This window comes from Chryseobacterium paludis, from assembly GCF_025403485.1.
GTDB classification, from domain to species: Bacteria; Bacteroidota; Bacteroidia; order Flavobacteriales; family Weeksellaceae; genus Chryseobacterium; species Chryseobacterium paludis.
In genome coordinates this window covers 4,860,490-4,884,481 of sequence record NZ_CP099966.1, presented here as the reverse complement: position 1 = coordinate 4,884,481, position 23,992 = coordinate 4,860,490, and the positions used below count along the sequence as shown (strand labels likewise).

The 23,992-nt window shown below is 34.7% G+C and carries 20 protein-coding genes; 7 read left to right on the top strand and 13 right to left on the bottom strand.

The genetic code is table 11. The features are described 5' to 3' along the window. Positions 1-6 precede the first annotated feature (6 nt). The 4 genes from NG806_RS22210 to NG806_RS22195 form a co-directional block, all read right to left on the bottom strand. Positions 7-774, bottom strand: coding sequence for a TIGR02757 family protein (locus NG806_RS22210; protein WP_261511378.1), 768 nt, complete (start codon positions 772-774; stop codon positions 7-9). An 8-nt stretch (positions 775-782) separates the two neighbouring features. Beyond that, the gene (locus NG806_RS22205; protein WP_214826349.1) at positions 783-1,697 is read right to left on the bottom strand and encodes a ribonuclease Z; all 915 of its coding nucleotides are present in this window, start codon (positions 1,695-1,697) and stop codon (positions 783-785) included. A 65-nt stretch (positions 1,698-1,762) separates the two neighbouring features. Beyond that, positions 1,763-2,356 (bottom strand): RdgB/HAM1 family non-canonical purine NTP pyrophosphatase, encoded by a 594-nt coding sequence (rdgB, locus tag NG806_RS22200; protein WP_214826351.1) that lies wholly within the window; start codon positions 2,354-2,356, stop codon positions 1,763-1,765. A gap of 9 nt (positions 2,357-2,365) precedes the next feature. Continuing rightward, positions 2,366-3,196: a CPBP family intramembrane glutamic endopeptidase gene (locus NG806_RS22195; protein ID WP_261511377.1), complete on the bottom strand. Its 831-nt coding sequence runs from the start codon at positions 3,194-3,196 to the stop codon at positions 2,366-2,368. Positions 3,197-3,484: 288 nt separating this feature from the next. Here NG806_RS22195 and NG806_RS22190 point away from each other — a divergent pair, with 288 nt between their 5' ends. After that, positions 3,485-5,077, top strand: a complete 1,593-nt coding sequence (locus NG806_RS22190; RefSeq protein ID WP_261511376.1) for a peptide chain release factor 3 — start codon at positions 3,485-3,487, stop codon at positions 5,075-5,077. Positions 5,078-5,153: 76 nt separating this feature from the next. Here NG806_RS22190 and NG806_RS22185 read toward each other — a convergent pair whose 3' ends face one another. Both NG806_RS22185 and NG806_RS22180 read right to left on the bottom strand, forming a co-directional pair. Next, entirely contained in the window at positions 5,154-7,421 is a 2,268-nt protein-coding gene (locus tag NG806_RS22185; protein ID WP_261511375.1) for a zinc-dependent metalloprotease, read from the bottom strand. A gap of 6 nt (positions 7,422-7,427) precedes the next feature. Then, complete coding sequence (locus tag NG806_RS22180) at positions 7,428-7,901, bottom strand: hypothetical protein (protein WP_214826357.1); 474 nt, start codon at positions 7,899-7,901, stop codon at positions 7,428-7,430. Positions 7,902-8,306: 405 nt separating this feature from the next. On the opposite strand from NG806_RS22180, the gene NG806_RS22175 reads away from it, so the two are divergent. From NG806_RS22175 to NG806_RS22165, 3 genes are all read left to right on the top strand, one after another. Then, positions 8,307-8,729 carry a hypothetical protein gene (locus NG806_RS22175; RefSeq protein WP_261511374.1) on the top strand — a complete coding sequence of 141 codons (423 nt, stop codon included), beginning with the start codon at positions 8,307-8,309 and terminating at the stop codon, positions 8,727-8,729. A gap of 17 nt (positions 8,730-8,746) precedes the next feature. Beyond that, a complete protein-coding gene (locus NG806_RS22170) occupies positions 8,747-9,238 on the top strand; it encodes a DUF4349 domain-containing protein (protein WP_261511373.1) in 492 nt (163 codons plus the stop codon). 126 nt (positions 9,239-9,364) lie between these two features. Then, the gene (locus NG806_RS22165; RefSeq protein WP_261511372.1) at positions 9,365-10,393 is read left to right on the top strand and encodes a cupin domain-containing protein; all 1,029 of its coding nucleotides are present in this window, start codon (positions 9,365-9,367) and stop codon (positions 10,391-10,393) included. A 108-nt stretch (positions 10,394-10,501) separates the two neighbouring features. Here the strand turns inward: NG806_RS22165 and NG806_RS22160 are convergent, their stop codons facing one another. Together NG806_RS22160 and NG806_RS22155 are read right to left on the bottom strand one after the other, a co-directional pair. Beyond that, entirely contained in the window at positions 10,502-10,867 is a 366-nt protein-coding gene (locus NG806_RS22160; RefSeq protein WP_214826361.1) for a hypothetical protein, read from the bottom strand. A 24-nt stretch (positions 10,868-10,891) separates the two neighbouring features. Beyond that, on the bottom strand, positions 10,892-12,031 hold the full coding sequence (locus tag NG806_RS22155; protein WP_214826363.1) for an acyl-CoA dehydrogenase: 1,140 nt from the start codon (positions 12,029-12,031) through the stop codon (positions 10,892-10,894). A gap of 145 nt (positions 12,032-12,176) precedes the next feature. Between NG806_RS22155 and NG806_RS22150 the strand changes: the two genes are divergently transcribed. Continuing rightward, positions 12,177-13,955, top strand: coding sequence for an AMP-dependent synthetase/ligase (locus NG806_RS22150; protein WP_214826364.1), 1,779 nt, complete (start codon positions 12,177-12,179; stop codon positions 13,953-13,955). 330 nt (positions 13,956-14,285) lie between these two features. On the opposite strand, the gene NG806_RS22145 is transcribed toward NG806_RS22150, so the two are convergent. Both NG806_RS22145 and NG806_RS22140 read right to left on the bottom strand, forming a co-directional pair. After that, positions 14,286-15,062: a zinc ribbon domain-containing protein gene (locus NG806_RS22145; protein ID WP_214826367.1), complete on the bottom strand. Its 777-nt coding sequence runs from the start codon at positions 15,060-15,062 to the stop codon at positions 14,286-14,288. A 2-nt stretch (positions 15,063-15,064) separates the two neighbouring features. Continuing rightward, entirely contained in the window at positions 15,065-16,162 is a 1,098-nt protein-coding gene (locus NG806_RS22140) for a Nif3-like dinuclear metal center hexameric protein (protein ID WP_261511371.1), read from the bottom strand. Between the two features lie 61 nt (positions 16,163-16,223). On the opposite strand from NG806_RS22140, the gene NG806_RS22135 reads away from it, so the two are divergent. Next, positions 16,224-17,051, top strand: a complete 828-nt coding sequence (locus tag NG806_RS22135; protein ID WP_214826371.1) for an ion transporter — start codon at positions 16,224-16,226, stop codon at positions 17,049-17,051. 43 nt (positions 17,052-17,094) lie between these two features. Further along, entirely contained in the window at positions 17,095-17,253 is a 159-nt protein-coding gene (locus NG806_RS22130) for a hypothetical protein (protein WP_214826372.1), read from the top strand. A gap of 62 nt (positions 17,254-17,315) precedes the next feature. On the opposite strand, the gene NG806_RS22125 is transcribed toward NG806_RS22130, so the two are convergent. The 3 genes from NG806_RS22125 to NG806_RS22115 form a co-directional block, all read right to left on the bottom strand. Next, a complete protein-coding gene (locus NG806_RS22125; protein ID WP_261511370.1) occupies positions 17,316-19,298 on the bottom strand; it encodes a T9SS type A sorting domain-containing protein in 1,983 nt (660 codons plus the stop codon). 114 nt (positions 19,299-19,412) lie between these two features. Continuing rightward, positions 19,413-21,377 (bottom strand): T9SS type A sorting domain-containing protein, encoded by a 1,965-nt coding sequence (locus NG806_RS22120; protein ID WP_261511369.1) that lies wholly within the window; start codon positions 21,375-21,377, stop codon positions 19,413-19,415. Between the two features lie 114 nt (positions 21,378-21,491). Continuing rightward, a complete protein-coding gene (locus NG806_RS22115) occupies positions 21,492-23,738 on the bottom strand; it encodes a T9SS type A sorting domain-containing protein (protein WP_261511368.1) in 2,247 nt (748 codons plus the stop codon). Positions 23,739-23,992: the final 254 nt, after the last annotated feature.

Here is a 23,992-nt window from a genome sequence, read left to right as displayed (position 1 = left end):
TTAATTTTATAAAAATTCTTTACTAACTCCTAATCCAAACAAAGCAAAATCATATTTTGCCGGGTCTTTATCGTCAAATTGCCTTATCACCTTATCTAACTCTTCTACCGTTTTCCAATCATTCTGAGTTCTTGTAATTAACCCCAATTTTCTGGAAATATTCCCTGTATGAACATCTAATGGAATAGATAAATGTTTCTGATCTATATTCTCCCAAATTCCAAAATCGACACTGCGTTTATCTTTTCTTACCATCCAGCGCAAGAACATGATAATTCTTTTTGAAGATGAATTTTTATAGGGTGAACTTACATGTTTGTGACTTCTATGCTTTCCGGTTTCTAAAAAAGAAACCCTGAATCTCTCAATAGCGTGTAAAAAATTAGTTTCAGCATCTTCAATCTTAAATAAGCTTTCTAAACTTTCATTCTCCTTATAGATTTTATTGAACTGCTTAATGAAATAAGTAAAATCCTCACCATTAAAAGTTCTGTGGATACTTTTATCCTGAATTGAATGCAGATCTTTTTCTGAAAAATTCATTACAAAATCGTAAGGAGAATTTCCCATAATATCTAACATCTTTTCAGCAGATTTAATAATGGCTTTTCTATTTCCCCATGATATTGTTGCTGATAAAAAACCGGCAATTTCAATATCCTGTTTTAAAGAAAAACGATGCGGAATCTGTATGGGATCATATTCAATAAAATCATAATTATTATATTGATCAGATTTCTCATTTAAAAAATCTTTTAATTCATCAAATTTCATAACTCCACTTAGATTTTCACACTTTCCAGTGCTTTTGGTAAAAAAGTATTAGGAAAAACATTTCTGGCTTCATCAGTAAATACGGTAAGGTCTCCATATCTATTGGAAAAATGTCCCAAAATTAATTTCCCCACTTCTGCTTTTTGCGCTATTGTAGCGGCCTCCAAAGCTGTCGCATGTCCTGTATAATCTGCCATTTCTTTTAGATCATGTAAGAATGTTGATTCATGATACAAAACCGTTACATTTTTAATAATAGGAATAACGCTTTCAAGATACCGGGTATCACTACAGAAGGCATAGGAAACTGACGGTATAGGATCAACGGTTAAGATCTCATTTTTCAGAACATATCCATCACTAAGTACAAAATCTTTTCCTGCTTTAATATGATGATAATCACAAACCTCAATCTCGTCATATTTGGCAATCTCCTTCATATTGATATGTCTGTCTTTTGGTTTTTCTTTAAAAAGATAGCCATTACAATAAATCCTGTGGTCTAAAGGAATAGTATAAACTTCTACCCTATTGTCCTCATAAATTTTTTCAGAATAATCTTTATCCAGCTCATGATAAACAATCTCAAATCCCCGATGCGTTTCAGTGATTGTAAAAATAGTCTCTAGCATCTTCTTAATTCCTTTCGGACCATATACATGTAAAGGAGTATCACGTCCCAATAACCGAAAGGATGCAATAAGGCCGGGAAGTCCAAAGCAGTGATCCCCATGAAGGTGGGAAATAAAAATATGATTAATTTTCGAAAATCTTGCTTTTGCTTTTCTTAGCTGTACCTGGGTTCCTTCTCCACAATCAATAAGAAAATGTCGTTCTTCCATTTCTAACAATTGCGCTGTCGGAGAAGTATTAATTGTAGGAATCGCTGAGTTAAAACCTAATATCGTTAAATAAGTACTCAAATCAATAGTTTATTATAACAAATGTACAACAGAAATTTTGGATATACTTACATCCTAAATTATTATTACTGTCCATCTACAACTTTTAAATTGTTCAAAAACAGATCTAAAGCCTGCTTACGGTGGCTAATTTCATTTTTATCTTCCGGGTTCATTTCTGCAAATGTTCTGTCATACCCTTGTGGCACAAAAATCGGATCATATCCAAAACCTTTAAAACCTTTATTCTCTGTTAATAAATTTCCATAAGCTCTGCCTTCAAAATACTGAGCTCCCTGTTCATCATAATAGCATAAAACAGTAATAAAGTAGGCTTTCCGGTTTTCAACACCTTCCATCTCACTTAATACCTTTTCAATATTTTTACCGAAGTCATGATCCCCGGCATAGCGGGCTGAAAAAATACCCGGCCTGCCATCCAACGCTTCAACAACCAATCCGCTATCATCGCCTAAACTTGGAATCCCGGTTTTCTCGAAACAGTATTTTGCTTTTATTAAAGCATTAGCATTAAAAGAATCTCCATCCTCTACGATCTCTTCGTGAATATCATAATCCGTGAGACTCTTAACAAGATAATCAGCTCCTAATATTTGCTGGATCTCTTCTTTTTTATGTTGATTGTGTGTTGCAACTAATAATTCCATATCCTTTTTCATTTTTTTAAATTAAATTTCCGAATAATGTACTTTATACTTTTTCATAAAAAGATAATAGAATAAAGAGAAAAGTACAATTCCTACTGCCAGTAATATCCATTCAGAAACTTTAAGAGCTTCTGAAAAACTTTCATTTTTCGTATAGGTGATCAATAATGATGAGCATAAATTATTGAACCCATGCAGAAGCATTGGTAATAACAAAGATTTAGTTTTAAAATAAACAAGCCCTAAAACACATCCCAATAAAACAGCACCTACTAACTGCCAGGGATTACCATGCACCAATCCAAAAATAATGGAAGCATATACAATTGCTTTCCATGGTTTTACTCCTTTATTAATTAATCCTTTTTGAATAATCCCTCTAAAAATAATCTCCTCAAAAATCGGGGCCATAATCACGGCTGTGATGATCATTACAACAGGATCATCCGTCAGTTGATTCATCAGTTCACTGAAAAACTCATAATACTTACCAAAGAAAGGACCTGTAGTAGGAATCTGAGCAGTTATAAATTCTGAAATAAACATCATCCCTATCATCAAAGGGAAAATCAGGAAATAGGTATAAAAATTGGTAGGAGAAAAATTAAAATTAAGTTTTCTTTTTGTGGTTGGCCTGACGATAAAAAAATCAAAAAAAGCAATTGCCGTCAAGAATCCTGCAGCATTTGAAAGCATAAAAAACCAATCTTTGAATTGCAGGTTTTCTTTAAAAACAAACATCCAAAAAATATTAAAAAAGGAGACGAACATTGTTCCTACAAACAACCCGCCTAATAAAACAACGCCTCCGATCCATGTAAAAGTAAACTGTGGATATTTGCTGCTTTCCATGTTTTTTCTTTGTAAAAATTTAATAAACAAAGGTAATTTTTTTAAAAGCCCCAAACAACTAAAAAAGAAAATTCTTCATTCATCTACTTGTCGGAAAAAGCCTTTACAGGTTTTATAATAGGCAAATAAAAAAGTTCTTATAAAATCTATTTCTTTACTTTTCAAGCTGACACCTGTTCAAATATTGATACCTCCAATCTAAAAAGTAGATACCGTGTTTTCTTTTTGTTTATTAATTTATTTGAATCCTCATAAAAAATCACGATTTTTGCAACTTCAAAATACACTATGTCAGACTTAATCAAAGAAATACAAAAAAGAAAAACATTTGGAATTATTTCTCACCCGGATGCCGGAAAAACTACTCTTACAGAAAAACTTCTGCTTTTCGGGGGTGCAATTCAGGAAGCAGGTGCTGTAAAATCCAATAAAATAAAAAAAGGAGCAACCTCCGACTTTATGGAAATTGAAAGACAGAGAGGGATCTCTGTAGCCACTTCCGTATTAGCTTTTGAATATAAAGGACACAAAATTAATATTCTGGATACTCCTGGTCACAAGGATTTCGCAGAAGATACCTATAGAACATTAACAGCCGTAGATTCCGTAATCGTCGTAATAGACGTTGCAAAAGGGGTTGAGGAGCAAACTGAAAAATTAGTTCAGGTTTGTAGAATGAGAAACATCCCCATGCTGGTTTTCATTAATAAGCTTGACCGTGAAGGTAAAGATGCTTTTGATTTACTGGATGAAGTTGAACAAAAATTAGGATTAAGTGTAGTTCCTCTTTCTTTACCTATCGGAATGGGAAGTGATTTTCAGGGTATTTATAATATCTGGGAAAATAATATCCAATTATTCCTGGAAGAGAAGAAACAAAGAGTTGGTGACTCCGTTAAGTTTGATAATATCAATGATCCGGCAATCGATGAATTGATTGGAGAGAAAGCAGCTAAGTCTTTACGTGATGAACTTGAACTGGTACAGTCTGTTTATCCCGAATTTAGCCGTGAGGATTACATGAAAGGAGATTTGCAGCCCGTTTTCTTTGGTTCTGCATTAAATAATTTTGGAGTTCGTGAATTATTGGATGCATTTATTGAAATTGCACCAATGCCCCAACCAAAAGAAAGTGATACCCGTATCGTAAAACCCGAAGAAAATACTTTCACTGGATTTGTTTTCAAGATTCATGCGAATATGGATCCTAAACACAGAGACCGATTGGCATTCGTTAAAATTGTTTCTGGAACCTTTAAAAGAAACGAAAATTACCTATTGGTAAGGGAGGGCAAAAAGATGAAGTTTTCTTCTCCAAATGCTTTTTTTGCAGATAAAAAAGAAGTTGTAGATGAAAGTTTTCCTGGCGATATTGTTGGTTTACATGATACAGGAAGTTTCAGAATCGGTGATACGTTAACAGGTGGTGAAAAATTGAGCTTTAAAGGAGTTCCTAGTTTCTCTCCGGAACATTTCCGATATATCAACAACAATGATCCACTTAAAGCGAAACAACTTGCTAAAGGTATTGATCAGCTGATGGATGAAGGTGTTGCCCAGTTATTTACCCTTGAAATGAACAACAGAAAAATTATCGGAACTGTGGGTGCACTTCAATATGAGGTTATCCAGTATCGTCTGGAACATGAATATGGGGCAAAATGTACTTACGAACCACTTTCTATGCACAAGGCGTGTTGGATAGAGGCTGATGAGAAATCTGAGGAATTCAAAGAATTTGCAAGACTAAAACAGAGATTCTTAGCCCGAGATAAATACAATCAACTGGTATTTCTGGCAGATTCTTCCTTTACAATACATATGACACAGGAAAAATTCCCGAATGTGAAATTACATTTCATCAGTGAATTTAACCAGTAAGATCATGTATCTTAAAAATAAAAAAACGTTCAGTGTAACACTGAACGTTTTTTTTTATGGATTAAACAGATATTGATTATTTATTAATGATTAATTTCTTAGAAATTCTTTGGTCGTCTTTATCTACCTGAATGATATAAACTCCAGTAGGAAGTTCAGATAAATTAACGCGTTCGGAGATTTTACCTGTTTTATTAATATCTTTTTTCGGACTTACTAATTTTCCATCCATAGCAAAAACAGTATAAGATATTCCTTTTTTCGTATTAGTTTCGATAGTAAAAATACCTTTAGAAGGATTTGGATAAATAGCAAATCCGGCTTCCGATTTTTCTGAGTCACTTACTCCTAATGTCGAATTGATGGTAAAGTTTGTTGTATTTACGTTTAAAAAGACATTATCAATTGCCTTGATCATTAATCTTGCATTACTTGCTGTACCTAATCCACCAGGAACATTGAAGGTATAAGATCCATTATTCGGGGTACTTGCAACCAATACGTGAGGGAATGTAAGTCCACCATCTGTCGAAAGTAGAATACTTACATTTGCAGTGTTTACAGGAGCTGCATTTGTATTGGCAACATCCCAGGTTATCGTTTTAGACTCACCTGTATTCCAAACTGCTCCCGGAAGATTTTGAGAAGTAACAACAAAAGGTCCTGCCGCATCTGATACTGTTAATTGAATATCATCGCGACCTGTTTGTCCGCCAGCCGGATTATTATCTCTTACCAATAATGAAAAATTCAATGTTCTGGCAACAGAAGATAATTTTTCCCAGGCTCTGTAATTACTTGCTGTAATTATTGTTGGATTATAACCTTCTATAATTGTAGATAATCTCGGAAAATATCTTGATGGTGAGGTGGTAGCCCATAAAGATCTGAACATTGGTCCTACTGCATTTGCCGGTCTTGGAGGCATTTGAGCCGCTCCAAAATCAATTTGTTCCCAGTTATAAGTGATAGCATCACCATCCGGATCATTTCCAACCCCTGTTAGCATGAATGGAGTTTGTTTTGGTATCGTTTTATCAGGTCCTGCATTTGCAGTGGGTTCATTATTACCTGTTGCTGTATTCACACTACAGTTTCTTGAAGGAGAAGTGATCGTTGTATACATTTCACGAATGCTAACCGCATGGAAATAAGCATCACTGTTATTCTGAACATTAGGAGGACAGATTCCTGCATATCCCATAATTGAACTTGCGCTTCCAGGTTCAATCGAAGTTGCATCGTTTCTGTTACATGCGTTATTCTGTGTATGATTTGCCCCAAACTGATGTCCCATTTCATGTGCTACAAAATCGATAACAAAAGGATCACCTACAGGAACAGCAGATCCAGTAACACCTCCTGCTTTCACTGTATTGCTACAAACGGCAGGTGTATAAGCTAAACCATTATCGTTTCCTTGGTTTGCTTGAAAAAAGACATGACCTATATCATAATTTGCCGCTCCAATAGCATTATTTGTTACCACTACATTCTCGTCAATCATTTGATAAGCATCAAGCGGGTCGTAAGTATCTACACTGGTAAAAAACAAAACATCTGTATTAGCAATTAACTGCAATGTTACAGAAATATCATTTTCAAAAACTTCATTAAGGCGCGCTACAACTAAATTAACAGCAGCTAAAACAGCAGCTTTTTTCTGAGCATCAGTCCCCGTACTTACCCCGGCCTGCAGGGCAATATAAGCTGTATACTCTATCGTGGTAGAAATCGCAAGCCTGTATTTACGCAATAATCCATCAACAACTGTTTTTCCTTCCAATCCGGAACCAATTTGTTTCAATGAATTATCATCTTTAAAAAGACACTCAAATTTACTGGCTGATTGAGCATTTTTCCTGTCATACAATCTGTAAACCTTATTATCAGGTGAGTATGAATCTATATAATACATTCCTTTAGAGCCCCTGATTACCGCATTTAAACCAAAATAAGGATCTAATGAGAATTTTATTTTAGTAGCTGGATCGCCTACTCTATGTCCTGTGTATGATTTGATATCAGAATATCTTGATTGAAGATCAGGATGCATTGTTGATGCTTCCAATATTTCATAAGTGTCAAATGCTCCCTGGTCATTAGGAAATTTTATTAAAACACCCTTTGCCAAAGGCGTTTTATTTCTGTCGGGCGCATTCGATAGTTGTTGTTTAAGTTCATCTGTATTCAGTCTTAACAATTCATAGTCAGATACTCTAACAGATGATTCCTTTGTTTCTTTGATACTTTGCTTCGAAAGCTTTGTCCATTGATTTTGCTGTGCAAATCCCATAGATGATATTACGAGAAAACCTGCAAGAATTAGTAATCTTTTTTTCATATACATTTATTTAATTAAATTTAGCTTTATTTCAGTTGGTTTATTGAATACCTTAAGTATTACAATAGGATTTGATTGTTTTTCTTCTGCATATTCCCTATTTTCAATCTCTTTATAATTAACTAATAGAATAGAATTATTCATTTCCAATTTTTCAATTTCAATATCTCCGTATTTTTTATTCTTTAACTGAGGCTTTAAGACTAAAAAGTATGCACCCGATTCTTCTAATACTGGTATAGGTGCTGATCTTGAAAATTTGGAATTATCTAACTGTCTGTATAGTTCTTTAATCCCCTTTGTTGAATTTATCAGAGTATATTCTTTTAAATTAATTTCAGCATTCAACCTTCTTATTTCAGTAAATTCTACTTTTTCAGCATTCTTACCTGGAGTTATATTCCTTTTATAATTGGCGCAGGAAAACACCAACAAAAACAAAAAAATAGAAATAATTGAAAATTTTACTAATATATTCATAGTCAAAAATAGAAAAATATTCTTACATAAAAAACTTAAAACCTTTTAAAAATCAACTAATTAAACATTCACCACGAGACAATAGGCATTCTCTTCATTAAAAAAATCCAGATTTGTCTGAACAATTCACTTTCATACGATCTCCACTATTTTTGATTACCAATTGATATGGTGATATTTTTTAATTATCCCTCACACAATTATTCTGTAAAATCTTAATTACAATCATTCCTTTAATTCTTCCAAGAAATCAAATACACCTGTAAAAATTCTTGTAAAAAAATTGTAAATCATTTTAATCCACTAGATATTAAATATTTACAGATTTACCAAAACAATACGCCTCATTTACAAAAACAACTTTGATAGCCCTGCTAATTTTACTTCATCAAAAAAATTAATCTTATGAAAAAGTTCATCTTACTAGTTGCAGTATCCAGCACTTTCATCATGTGTAAAAAAAGTGAAGCAACAAAATCTCAGCTTGAAGGAGCAGTACAATCTGCCGATAGTACCGTTACAGCCACATCTGATAAGATCAGTGATATAACCAATACAGCGGAAGCCGTTTTTGATTCGGCCAATGTAAAAATCAAAGAATTTGATGACACAAAAAATGTGATCAAAGAAAAAATTGAAGCGACCTCAAAAAGTGTAGATTCCTTATCTAATAAAATAGCTTCTACTAAATTAGAATCTAAAATAGAAAAAAAGGACTCAACTAAAAAAGGCTCTGAAAAAATTGTGATCAATGTACCTTCTCCAAAGATCATTAAAGAAACTAAAGTGATTTATAAGGATAAAAAAAGAAAGAAAATGATGAATTGAATCCTCCTAAAAACAAAATGCTAAAGACCGGAACACTAGAATTAAATGTTGAAAATACTGAAACCGCAAAAGACATCGTAACTCAGGAAGTGAAAAAATATGATGGTTTTATACAAAGTGAAAATATTTCTCTAAATAACAATGAAAAAAAAATTGCCTATCTAAAAGTAAAGGTTCCTATTCAGAAGCTTGACTATCTAATGGATGATATAAGCAGGATTGGTGTTATTGAAAATAAGGGAACTGAAATATCCGGACAGAATTATGTTGAAAATACAATGTCTGATTTAGAAATTACACTTTATGGAACTACTGAAGGTTATACAGGAATCGATAAACCTAAAAGTTTCGGAGATGAATCTTTTGATGCGATCTCTTCTGGCTGGAGTGTAATTACAGGTATCTTTTTGTTTATGCTTCCCTTTTGGCCTTTATTTTTAATTATAGGAATCGGATATTATTTCTACAAAAAGAAAAATAAAAACATCCCTAATAACCAGTCTAACTAACATTCTAATCCATCATCGCTGATGGATTTTTTATTTTTAATAATATTTTAATCATCTGCAGGTACTTAAGGAAAATATTCTTCGTTAACTTTATAATACCAAATTAAAACTTAAAGACTAACACCAATGAACCACCTTCCTAACTTCAAATATGAGCTCGAAAAAAAAGAACCACGACTTGGACCGGGTGGTATTACAAGAGGTGTTTCGGTAAAAGAATTTAAAGCTTCAGAAAATCTTGCCGGGGTAAGTATGCATTTAGAGCCGGGAGCCATTCGCGAACTTCATTGGCATGCCAACGCTGCAGAATGGGGATATGTTTTGAAAGGTCAAATGCGGACGACAGTAATTGATCCCAAGGGAGAGGTTTCTACAGACATTTTCAATCCCGGTGATGTTTGGTACTTCCCAAGAGGTTTTGGCCATGTTTTACAGTGTATCAGCAGTGAAAGCTGTCATTTTATACTCATATTTGATAATGGAGATTTTTCTGAGGATCATACCTTCAGTATTACAGATTTTATTTCTAGTGTTCCGGTAGAAATTGCCGCACAAAATTTAGGAATAACTCAGGAAGAAGTAAAACAGCTTTATCAGGGTGAAGCCTATTTTGCCCAGTGTGAGCTTCCTGATATTTATTCTGGTCTGGCTTCTCCAAGAAATGAAGTAAGTCTAGTTTCAAAGCACCGATATCCACTAGGATCACAACAGCCCATTGTTATACCAGGTGGTGGCATCCAGAGAGTTGTTACCCAGAAAGAATTTCACATTGCTAAAACCATTACCGGAAGTATATTTGAAATTGAACCCGGTGGACTGCGTGAAATGCATTGGCATCCAAATGCTGACGAATGGCAATATTACATTCAAGGAAAAGCGGAAATGGGTGTTTTTCTGGCAGAAGGACAATTTGTGAAAGACAAATTTGAAAAAGGTGATGTTGGCTATGTTCCAATGGGAGCCGGACATTACATCAAAAATGTAGGTACTGAAAAACTTATTGTATTGCTTGGTTTTAATAATGGTTTATACGAAGCTATTGATTTAAGCAGCTGGATTGGTGGAAATCCGAGAGATATTTTAAAAGGTAATTTTGGTGTGGGCGATGATATCATCGATCAATTTCCAAAATCAGGTCAACTGATCATCAAATAAACTTTAATCTGCTTTTTAGCTACTGTATTAAAAAGAAAAAAAATAATATTATATCTTAATATTTTGTGGTGCGTGAATGTAAAAGGCTCTCAAATTGAGAGCCTTTTACTATTTCATATTTACTACTTTATCTACCACATATTTTGTGTTTCCTCTCCAAGGTAATGTGCCTTTGTATTCTTTGTAATGAAGATCAAAGGTTTTACCACTGTTTGTTTCCAATTGTTTAAAAACTTCGGGATCATTCACAGAAAATTCAAACTCATAGCTTGTAATACTTCCAGTCTTTCCTCTTCCAAAACCTTCCTGAATCAATTTACCTTCATAGGTTTTAAATACATAGCCTTTTTTAATAGCATAGTTCAGATAACCTGACTTTACTCCTTCGCCAAAAACGAAGAAAAACTTATACCATACGAATACTCCTATTAGAAGTAAAACGATTCCCAGAGTGATCCACCAAGTTTTTTTCATAAGTAGTTGTGTTTGTTTATGTTTTTATTTTGAAATACTTCTGGAAATCACGATTTTCTGGATTTCAGAAGTTCCTTCATAAATCTGAGTGATCTTAGCATCACGCATAAATCTTTCAACGTGGTATTCTTTCACGTATCCATATCCACCATGGATTTGTACCGCTTCAATAGAAGTGTCCATAGCTACCTGAGAAGCGTATAATTTTGCCATAGCCCCACTTTCAGAAATATCTTTTCCAGCATCTTTCTCTGTTGCAGCCTTGAAACAAAGCATTCTTGCAGCAGTAATCTGCGTCGCCATATCTGCTAATTTAAAAGCAATAGCCTGATGATTGATAATTTCAGTTTTAAAAGCCTTTCTTGTCTTAGCATATTTAAGCGCCAATTCATAAGCTCCTGCAGCAATTCCTAAAGCTTGAGAAGCAATTCCTATTCTACCTCCATTCAATACAGCCATTGCAAAATTGAAACCAAAACCATCTTCTCCAATTCTGTTTTCTTTAGGTACTTTTACATTATTGAACATTAAAGAGTGTGTATCACTCCCTCTGATTCCTAATTTATCTTCTTTTGGTCCGATCTCAAAACCTTCCCAACCTCTTTCTACGATAAATGCATTGATTCCTTTATGCTTTTTCTCAGGATCAGTCTGAGCAATTACAACGTAGTAAGAAGCAGTTCCTCCATTTGTGATCCAGTTTTTAATTCCATTTAAAAGATAATAATCCCCTTTATCTTCTGCAGTTGTTTTTTGCGAAGTTGCATCAGATCCTGCCTCAGGCTCAGATAAAGCAAATGCACCGATTACCTTCCCACTCGCTAAAGGTGTAAGATATTTTTGTTTTTGTTCTTCAGAAGCAAACTTTTCAAGACCAGCACAAACTAATGAATTGTTTACAGACATTACAACTGCTGCAGAGGCATCCACTTTTGCAATCTCCTCCATAGCCAAAACGTAAGAAACGCTATCCATACCTGCTCCACCATATTTAGGATCTACCATCATTCCTAAAAGTCCCATTTCACCCATCATCTTCACTTGTTCAGTTGGGAATTTTTGATCGCGATCTCTTTCAATAACCCCTGGTAATAGTTCGTTTTGTGCAAAATCTCTTGCTGCCTGCTGAATCATCAGCTGTTCTTCCGATAAATTAAAGTCCATAAAAATTAATAATTAGATGGTCGTAAATTTACACTTTTTAAGCAAACCTGAAAAAATATTTGATATCCGAAAATTGCGAGTAGATTTATGCTGTTTTCACAAAAATGCTTATATTTAAATTTCTTTAAAAATTACATAAAAAATTATGACGATCAAAAGATTATTCGATATACCTCATCATGCTTTGGATAAATTTCCTAAAACGGATATGTTTGTGACAAAGCATCAGGGTGAATGGAAAAAAACATCTACGCAAGAATTTATCAATCAAGGAAATAAAATATCCAGAGGTCTTTTAAAACTTGGAATTAAACCCGGGGACAAAATTGCTCTAATTACAACTAATACGCGTACAGAATGGGCTATCATGGATTTGGGACTTTCTCAGATCGGAGTGGTTTCTGTGCCTGTCTACCCAAGCATATCTCATGAAGACTATGAATTCATTTTTGGTAATGCTGAAATAAAATACTGCTTTGTTTCCGATAAAGAATTGCTTACTAAAGTAATGAAAGTGAAACACAATATACCATCTTTGCAGGGAGTTTTCACTTTTGACACCATAAGTGGTGCTGCCAATTGGCGCGAAATTTTGGATCTGGGTGAAGATGATTCTACACAAATTGAAGTAGAAGAGCTTTCTAACGCAATCAATTCCGAGGATCTGGCAACGATTATTTATACATCAGGAACCACAGGAAGGCCTAAAGGAGTAATGCTTACGCATCATAATATTGTTTCTAATGTTCTGGGATCAGTTCCTAGAATTCCTAAGAAAAAAGGCCTTGATTATAAGGATACCAGGATCTTAAGCTTTCTACCGATCTGTCATATTTTTGAAAGAATGCTTTTCTACCTGTTCCAATACAATGGTTTTTCAGTTTATTTTGCCGAGAGCATTGATAAAATGGGTGAGAATGTAAAAGAAGTTAAGCCTCACTATATGAGTGTTGTCCCAAGATTAGTGGAGAAAGTATATGATAAAATCTATAGTACAGGATCTTCTGCCGGTGGATTAAAAACAAAAATATTCTTTTGGGCTTTAAACCTTATTTCTAAAAAGAAAGAGGTTTCAAAACCATCAGGACTTTTCGAGATCATTGCTGATAAACTGGTATTCTCAAAATGGAGAGAAGGATTGGGTGGTGAAATCGTAACTCTTGTTTCAGGTTCTGCAGCACTATCTACAAGATTAAATCTGATGTTTCAAAATGCCGGAATTCCAATTCTGGAAGGATATGGATTAACGGAAACCTCTCCGGTAATTTCTGTAAACAGCTTCGACAAAATGAAAATCGGAACTGTTGGTTTGCCTTTAGATAACTTACATGTAAAAATTCAGGAAGACGGTGAAATAACAGTAAAAGGTCCTTCTATTTTTAAAGGTTATTTTAAAAATGAAGAAATGACAAAAGAAGTTTTCACGGATGACGGGTATTTCAAAACCGGAGATATCGGAAATATTGATGCTGATGGCTTCTTACAAATCACTGATCGTAAGAAAGAAATGTTTAAAACATCCGGAGGTAAGTATATCGCACCACAAATTATCGAAAACCAGGCAAAAGCTTCCAAGTTCATTGAACAAATTATGGTGGTTGGTGATGGTGAAAAAATGCCTTGTGCACTTATTCAGCCTGACTTTGAATTTGCCAAAAGCTGGGCAATGCGAAATAACATAAACTTAGGTTCTACTCCACAGGAGATCGCTAAAAGTCCAGAGTTAAAAGAAAGAATAGAAAAAGAGATCGATGGTATTAATGAACATCTCGGAAATTGGGAAAAAATTAAAAAAATCGAGCTAACTCCAGAAGTCTGGAGTATTGATGCCGGACTCCTGACTCCTACTTTAAAATTAAAAAGAAAAGCAATTAAAGAGAAGTTTATAGACTTATACAATAAGATGTATGAGCATCATGAATAAAAATATCAGCCGCTTCTTTATTGAAGCGGTTTTTTTGTATCTTATATATTCAGGTTTAGACCAGAGTCAATTTGAATTTCGTTTTCTGACAAATGGAATGACTATTTTTATACGTAGAATATGACACTAATCCTGACTATCCTGATCTACTAAGATCAAAGGTTTAAGATACTTATATGTTCTTTATATGCAATATTCGAGGACTTTCATGATGACTGAAGTGTTTAAAACTTTTTGTGGCTTTTGTGGTTTAAAAAGAATATAAAGAAACTATAAATAAAAAAAGCTGTCTCATTTCTGAAACAGCTTTTATATTTAAAAAAACGGTAATTAAAACTTAATTACAGATTTCATTCTTTCGTTTTCTTCCATTACCAATTCATCATCCACTAAGATTTTTCCTGAATGTTCATCAATAATAATTTTCTTTCTTTGAGCAATCTCCATTTGCTTTTGTGGTGGAATTGTAAAGAATGATCCTTTTGGAGCACCTCTTTCTAATCCTACAACTGCTAAACCATTTATAGAGTTTGTTCTGATTCTGTTATAAGAAGCTAGTAATCTCTCGTCAATTTTACCTGCATATTCTTTAGATTGTTCTATCAAATAATCTTCTTCTTTCTGAGTTTCAGAAACCAAACCTTCCAATTCTTCTTTTTTGAATTTTAAGTGGTTCTTCAAATCGTTGATTTTTAAATTTAGTTCGTCTACCGTCTCATTTTTATGAGTGATTTTAACACCAAATTCTTTAATTCTTTTCTCAGCAAGCTGGATTTCAAGATCTTGGAATTCAATCTCCTTACCTAAAGCTTCAAACTCTTTATTGTTTCTTACGTTATCTTGTTGAGACTTGTATTTATCAATTAAAGTTTTAGCATGGTTAATTACTTCATGCTTTGTTTTGATCTGATCGTCCTGATCTTTAATTTCTGCATGAAATTTTTCAGCTCTTTTTTCAAGCCCTTCAATTTCGATTTCAAGATCTTCAACCTCAATTGGCAATTCTCCTCTTGTATTTCGGATTTCATCCAATCTTGAATCTATGATTTGTAAATCGTATAAAGCTCTTAATTTCTCTTCAACTGAAATATCGTTGGTTTTTGCCATATCTAAAGGAAATAATTTACTGGGTTTGTTTTTTCGTTGGATTTTGAGATTGCAAATGTACTAAATTTTTGTGACAAAATTTCAAATAATTGTTGCACAACCCATTGTTCTGATTCATAATGACCTATATCACAAACCAACATTTTTGATTCTGCCAGAAAAAAGTCATGATATTTAACGTCTCCAGTGAGGTATGCATCGCATTTTTTAGATAAGGCAGATTTTATCCCACTCGCTCCGGAACCTCCTAAAACGCCTACTCTTTTGATTTTCTTATCATTGAACCCGGAATGTCTTATCACTTCAAGGTTAAATTTCTCTTTTACAAATTGTAAAAAATCTTTCTGATCCATTTCTTCTTCAAATTCTCCATACATCCCTAATCCTGAATATTGATTTTCATTATCCAGACTATAAATCTGATAGGCAACTTCTTCATAGGGGTGTGAAGATTTCATAGCCGAAATAATCTGATTTTGCTTATAGCTTTCAAAAATGACCGAAATCATATTTTCATCTGCATTCTCCCGTACATCATGCTGTCCTGAATAAGGATTTGATCCTGCGATGGGTCTGAAAGTACCATTACCTTTAATACTGAAACTGCATTCGTCATAAAATCCAATATTTCCGGCCCCTGCAGAAAAAAGAGATTCTTTCATCTGCTCAGAATGATCTTTCGGGACAAAAACTGTAAGTTGTTTCAAACTATTCTTTTTAGGCTGAAGAATCTTTAGATCCTTTAATCCTAATTGATTACATATTCCTGCGTTTACACCAAAGAAATCATTGTCAAAAGCGGTATGAATTGCATAGATGGCAATCTTATTTTCAATTGCCTTTAAAACAACCCTTTCTACATAGTTTTTTCCGGTTAAAGATTTTAATCCTGAAAAAATAATAGGATGAAAACAAACAATAAGGTTCAAATTCTTTTCAATAGCTTCACCTATGACGTTCTCCAGAGCATCATGGCAAACCAGAATTCCATTTACCTCACGGTCAGGAAACCCACATAACAAACCTACATTGTCAAAATCTTCTGCCTGCTGTATTGGAATGCGTTTTTCTATTTCTGAAATTACTTCACGAATTGTCATTTATTATGTATGTTTGCTACGAAAATAAGGATAATTTCTTAAATTTAAAAAAACTCCTATTATGGAAAGAGAACACAATCTTGTTCCTGAAGATACCCTATGGAAAAGATTTCTGTACCGTATTATTTACCGATCCGACACAAAACTGGGAAAACTCTTTGACATTGTCCTATTAGCATTAATTCTTGGGAGCACCCTTATTATCATGATGGAAAGTGTCCCACAATTAGATAAAAGATTTCATATTACTTTTATCATCCTGGAATGGATCATATCCTTGTTTTTCTCTGTTGAATACCTGATGCGAATTACAGTTGTCAAGAATAAAAAAAATTACATTTTCAGTTTCTTTGGCATTATAGATTTCCTGGCTCTGGTTCCTTTTTACCTAAGTTTTTTCTTTCCAATCACAAAGTATTTCCTGATATTCAGAATGCTGAGAATGTTGAGGGTTTTCAGAATTTTCAATTTACTGGATTTTATGAATGACGGTTATCTCATCGTACGGGCACTCAAAAACAGTTCAAGAAAAATTTATATCTTTCTCTTATTCTTAATTATTTTCTCAGTAATCGTAGGCTCTCTGATGTTTATGGTAGAAGGTGGAAGACAAGGCTTTGAAACGATCCCACAATCTATCTATTGGGCTGTTGTTACCGTAACCACAGTTGGCTATGGTGATGTATCTCCTATTACGCCAATGGGGAAATTTTTTGCAGTTATACTGATGCTCGCTGGTTATTCTATTATTGCTGTTCCTACGGGAATCGTGACAGCAGAAATGCGAAATAAAAGACAAAATCTTGAAATGATCTGTGATCGGTGTGGAAATGAAGATATTGATGATGATGCAAGGTATTGCAAACAATGTGGCAAGAAATTAGCTTAATATTAATTATCAAACTAATCTATTAACCCAATATCACAATATCATGGAACCACAAAAGAAAAATAAGCCAAACAGTTTAGTAATTATCCTTTTCGCCTTAGTTGCTTTAATGATCATCATTTATTTTATATTAGTGATGTTTTTTCCGACCATTTTCGAACATATGAGTACAGGAGATATACAGCCTGTCCCTGCTAAATAATGAAATCTATAAATAAAAAAGGTGGCCAGTGGCCACCTTTTTTATTTATACGTGAATCAAATTTATTTTTTGATCACTTTTACTGTTTGTTTAGAACCGTTTTTCATAGTCATTGTCACCAAATACAATCCCGATTGAATACCGTTCAAATGAATTACAGAATCGGGGTTATCTATAGTCTTCACTACTCTTCCAGCAAAGTCAGAAACCATAACTGACTTAACATTTTCACTATCTGAAATATTTAAAACATCAGTAAATGGATTTGGATAAACTCCATTACCTTTTGTAACTGGTATAACCTTAGAAGCTCCCGAAGCATTTTTGTCAGACTGAGAAGTTCCTTTGCTTATATCAATAGTGAATGTGCCTTCCAATTCATCTGTAAATTGGCTATAATGCCCCACATTAATATAATAAGTAGTTCCCGGTACTGTTGCTACCGATATATATTCTGATTCTCCCGAAGCCATACTGTCCACAGTACCTTCACATGATAAATTACCACAAGTACCACTGTAAACGTCTACCTGAGGATCAAAATCACTACCTGGCGGCATACTAACAGCAATATTAAATATGTCCCCATCACCTACAAATGTAAACCATGTTCCATCATTCATTCCGTTATCACATGCAGTAATAAATCCAGCATTATTAGTAGCTCCTCCCCCATCAGACTGCACATAATTATAAGGAAAAGCAGAAGCAACTAACGCTCCGGAACATTCATCGTTTACCGGTGGTGGTGGAATACTTCCAACACAGATATCAAAACTTTGATTACTACCCGTATCATAATAACTGTATACTCTTACATAATAAGTCTGGCCTATTGTAAGTCCGGAAACTATAGATGAAGTAGCATCTGAACACAGAACACTGGACAAGACACCACACGTTCCGCTAAGAACCTGAAAATAGATATCATCATCGTCAAATGTACCAATAGAGGTCACATTCAAAAGGGAAATTTTATGACTTGTCTTTGTCGCTACAAATTTAAACCAAACATCATCATCAGGATCACCGTAACATGGAGCTGCAGTTAATCCTGAAGGTGTGGCTCCTAATGTATAACCGGAGGTTACAACACCACAATCCAGATCAGAATTCACTGTTAGGGTCTTCGCTCCTATACAATTATCATTTATCGGTAATGGTGGTGCAGATTTAAATGTAATTTCAGAACAGCCTGATGATTCACCGGCAGCTGCTACAGAAACTACTCGTAAATAATACATGGTATCAGGACTTAGTAAAGTAGGCAGAGCAAAGCTACCACTTGTTACAGACTGCTGATTAACAATATCAGTTCCTCCTGGTGTTGTTCCTATGGACACTTTATACCCTGTAGCTCCGGCAACGGCATTCCAGATAATGGTCGGTAATAATGGAACAAAAACTGTATTATTCGTTGGATAAACAATTAAAGGACAAGCCGGAATTGGTTTTTTTGTTAATCCATTAATGGTAATCACCGATTTATATGAAGCTAAATTTCCTATAGGAGGGAAAGAAGGATTCGGATTAGTCCCATCATTTCTAAAATAAAGAGTTGAATTAGGTGCTGAAGGATATACATTCATCACCTCATCGCTATTATCATCATAGTCCTGAGAATTTTCATCAACAGCTACAACTAAATTATCAATATTATTATAAGGAAACGGAGTAGGAAAAGTTACTGTTACCACTCCATTAATATTTGTTACAGTTCCCGCATACACCTGTGTAAGTTGCGAAACTGGTAACCAATCCGAATCAGAAACAAAACTCGATTTTGTTGTATGGCCTAAATATACTACCCAATCTAACGAATTTACAATAGGTTTCGTAGGATCCAGATAGAATGAAAGCCCGGTAATATTCCCAGCTGCATCAGCATTAATTTCCTGTTTTGAAAAAATCTGCTGTACATAAGAGTACCCATAATAGGTACTTATTGGAGCTGCTCCAACATCAATACTTCCCATACCCAAATTGATCTGGGCGTTTAAAGCCATGCTTATCATCAATAAGCATGAGAGTAAAATTTTTTTCATGAATTAAAGTTTTTGTTATTTAGACACTAATTTACCAATAAAACAGCATATAAATAAAAAAAATGACAGCTAAAAACTTAGCTGCCATCATTATTTACAAGTTAATTTTTTATTTTATTTTTTGATTACTTTAACTGTCTGTTTAGTACCATCTTTCATGGTCATTGTTACTAAATACATTCCAGATTTAATATCATTCAGATGAAGTACAGAACCAGGATTATCAATAGTTTTCACCAATCTTCCTGAAAAATCAGAAATTGTTATTGTTTTAACTTTAGCAATATCCGATATATTTAAGACATCATTAAATGGATTTGGATAAACTTTCAGACCATTTTTATTTCCTGATACCTCAGAAGTTCCTAAATTATTTTTACTAATAGTGATCGTAAATGCACCCTCAAGATTATCTGTAAATCCACTGAAATTACCAATATTTACATAATAAGTATTTCCTGACAGTGTAGGTATTGATATGGTCTCTGATTCTCCTGAACCCGTATCATCAACGGTGTCCTCACATGATAGGCTTCCACAAGTACCACTATAGACACCTATTTGTGAATCAAAATCACTATTTGCCGGCATGGTAACTGTAATATCAAAAACTCCTCCATCGCCTACAAATGTAAACCATGTTCCATCATTCATTGTATTAGAACAAGCATTAACAAAACCGCCGTTATTCGTAGCACCACCTCCATCAGCTTGTACATAGGTATAAGGGAAAGTAGAAGCAACTAACGCTCCGGAACATTCATCGTTCACTGGTGGTGGTGGAATACTTCCAACACAGATATCAAAACTTTGATTACTTCCTGCATCAGAATAACTATATACTCTTACGTAATAAGTCTCACCTGCAGTAAGTCCTGAAACTACAGAAGAAGTCGCATCTGAACATAAAATACTTGATAAAGTACCACATGCTCCGCTAAATACCTGAAAATAAGTATCAGTATCATCAACTGTTCCAATTGAGGCCACATTCAAAAGAGAAATTTTATGAGTTGTACCGGTCGCTACAAATTTAAACCAAACATCATCATCCGGTTCACCATAACACGGATCAGGAATTAATCCTGAGTCGGTGGCTCCTAATGTATAACCAGAGGTTACAGTACCACAATTTAGATCAGGGTTTACCGTTAAAGTAATTGCTGCTGCACAGTCATCATTTGTAGGTAATGGTGGTGCAGATGTAAACGCAATTTCAGAACAGCCTGATGATTCACCGGCAGCTGCCACAGACACCACTCGTAAATAATACATTGTATTAGGAGTTAATGCAGTGGGCGGAGCAAAGCTGTTGGTTGTTACAGATTGTTGATTAACTACATCAGTTCCTCCTGGTGTTGTACCTATTGACACTTTATAGCTAGTGGCTCCCGAAGTGGCATTCCAGGTAATTGTTGGCGATAGTGGAACAAATGTCGCGTTGTTCATTGGATAAGTAATCAATGGACAAGCTGGAATTGCACTCATCGTTAATCCGGTAATAGTTATCACCGACTTATATCCTTCTAAATTTCCTGCCGGAGGAGTAGTCGGATCTGGATTAGTACTATCATTTTTATAAAAAAGTAGAGAATTAGGGGCTGAAGGATATACATACATCGCCTCATCATTATCATTATCATCATAACCTGCAGAGTTCTCTTCGGCAGCTATCACTAAATTATCTACATTATTATACGGAAATGGTGTCGCAAAAGTAATTTCTACCACTCCGTTTGCATTGGTAATCGTTCCCGCATAAACCTGTGTGAGCTGAGCAACAGGAATCCAATCTGTATCAGAAATAAAATTCGTCTTTGTAGTATGTCCCAAATACACTACCCAATCTGATGAGTTTGCCAAAGACATCGTTGGGTCCAGATAAAATTTAAGACCGGTGATATTTCCGGCAGCATTTGCGTTGATTTCCTGTTTAGGGTAAATCTGTTGTACATAAGAGTATCCGTAATAGGTACTTATTGGAGCAACTCCAACATCAGTACTTCCTGTACCCAAATCAATCTGGGCGCTTAAGGCCATGCTTACAAAGAAAAAGCATGAAAGTAAAAATTTTGTCATAAATTCAAGTATATAGTGTTTAAGGAACTAATTTACTAATAAAATAACAAATACAATACAAAAATGGCAGCTAATATTTTAGCTGCCATCATTATTTATAAATTAAATCGAATTTTATTTTTTGATTGTTTTAATCGTTTGTTTAGAACCATCTTTCATTTCAAGTGTTACCAGATACATTCCTGATTTTAACTCTCCTAACTGAAGGGTTGAACTTGGATTAATGACTGTTTTCACCAATCTTCCTGCAACATCTGAAACTGAAATAGATTTCACTTTAGATACATCAGAAATATTCAATACATCAGCAAATGGGTTCGGATAAACTTTAAGATTATTCTTATTATTAGAAACCTCATTAGTTCCTAATAAAGAAGCATCATAAGCAGAAATCTTAAACTCCCCATCAGTTCCTGTACCTGAAGAATATCTCCAAACACTTACCAACAATGTTGCTCCTGGAGTTTGACCAGTTAATGAAACAAGCGAGAAGTTACCATCTGCTGAAGAATCATCATCACAAGAAACATTTGTTAATGAACCACATGTACCGCTAAATACATTTATAACTGAATCACTAAAGGTAGAGCCTGCAACTGAATTGGTTTCAATCTTCAATGTTCCAGAAGCCGGAACCACTACAGAGTACCATACATTGTTTGTTGCACTTGTTTGGCAAGATTGAGCTGTACCATCTGCTGTTGCACCAACGTTTGTAGTTGTAATAAAATTAGTATCAAATGTACCTCCTACTGTTAAAGGTATAGGATTAGCACAGTTATCATTTGATGGCGGTGGCGGAGGTGTTCCAACACAGATATTGAAACTAGCATTGTATCCAGATCCTGAATAAGTATACACTCTCACATAATAAGTCTCACCTGCCGTTAAACCACTTACAGTAGCTGAATTAGGATCAGAACATAAAACACTTGTCTGAGAACCACACACACCACTTAATACCTGGAAATACATATCCGTGGTTGACGTTGTACCTGTTGAAACAACATCAGAAAGTTTAACAACATGCACAGGACCACTAGCAACGAAGCTAAACCAAACATCATCATCAGGATTTCCGTTACAAGGTGTTGCCGCCATAGATAGAGAAGCCCCCAATGTCTTACCTGCCGTAACAACGCCACATGCTAAATCAGCATTCACAGTTAATACAGTTGCATTTCCACAGTTATCATTAATTGGCGGAGCAACTGAAGTAGTCGTAAATGACCTTTCAGTACAAGTTCCTGAATTTGTAACTGCATTATAAGAAGTAATTGTATAATAATATACCGTTGATGGATTTAAAGAGGTAAGCATTGTATACGAAGTAACATTACCTAAATCTGTATTGTTTAAAATATCCGTACCTCCAGATGTAGTTCCCAGTGTAATTTTATACCCGGTAGCTCCAGTAACAGAACTCCAAGCAAAAGTAGGTATGGTTGAAACTCCGGTTGCAGTACCAGGAGGCGAGCTAACACTTGGACAAGGCATTGTTATCGTCGTAAATGAATTTCCAGTACAACCCGTTGCAGACCCTATACTATTCTTAGGTATTATGGTTACATAATACTGGGTAGAATAAGCCAAAGGTGTTGCAGAAGGCATCGTGTATGAAGTAACACCTCCTACATCAAGTCCGTTGATGATATCAGTTCCTCCAGCAGTAGTTCCTACATTCAGGGTGTAGCTTGTTGCACCCCCAGCTACTGCCCAAGTTATAGTAGGCGTTATAGAAATTCCCGTCGCAGCATTTGCAGGAGCAGAAATTGTAGTACATACAGGAGCACTTGTTACAGTTTGTGACAATTGAACATCATCAAAACCCATATAAAAATCTCCGGTAGCCGTACTTGTGCTTTTAAGTCTCAGCTTAAAACTGGCTCCGGTTGGAATTGTTCCCGCAGGGATTATTCCTGAAACGGCAGTACAAGGTATTGGAGTACCATTTGGACTGTCTAATGTTACAGTACTAAGCAAATCAACCCAATTCGTACCGCCATCCACAGAATAATCTGCAGCAACGCTTCCGCTGATTGGACCTGTGCTTCCATAACCTGTTGCAAGGTATTTAAAAGAATAAGTAAGAGCTGTTGCATTAGAAGCAGTAGAAGTATATGTTACATTCCAACCTGTATAAGTTGTCCCGTAAATATTTTTATATACCGCTTTACTACCAGCACAAGGCGTTCCCGCGCTTGTTCCATATCCACTGGGGGAACTAGTTGACCCTGTTCCGGTCGTACTGCTTGTCCATCCCGAAGGTAAGCTTGACCCCTCAAAGCTTTCATTGACTAAAATTTGTGCTGATGCCCCGATACCGAGAGCTAACATACACGATAGTAGAAGTTTTTTCATATGTAGTAAAAAAATTAAATTGGACGATAAAAGTATGAAATATTTCAATTAAATTTAACTATTAATTAAAATCATTATCAATTAATAAGTTTTTTAACCAATTTTATTAAACAAAACTAAACAAACATTTGATTTTACTTAAAAAATCAATAATTGTGGAATTAATTTCAAACAATTGATAATCATTCATTTAAAAACAAAACCCATCCCTTATTGCACATAATTTTTTTCTACAAAACATCAAAAATGCAGAA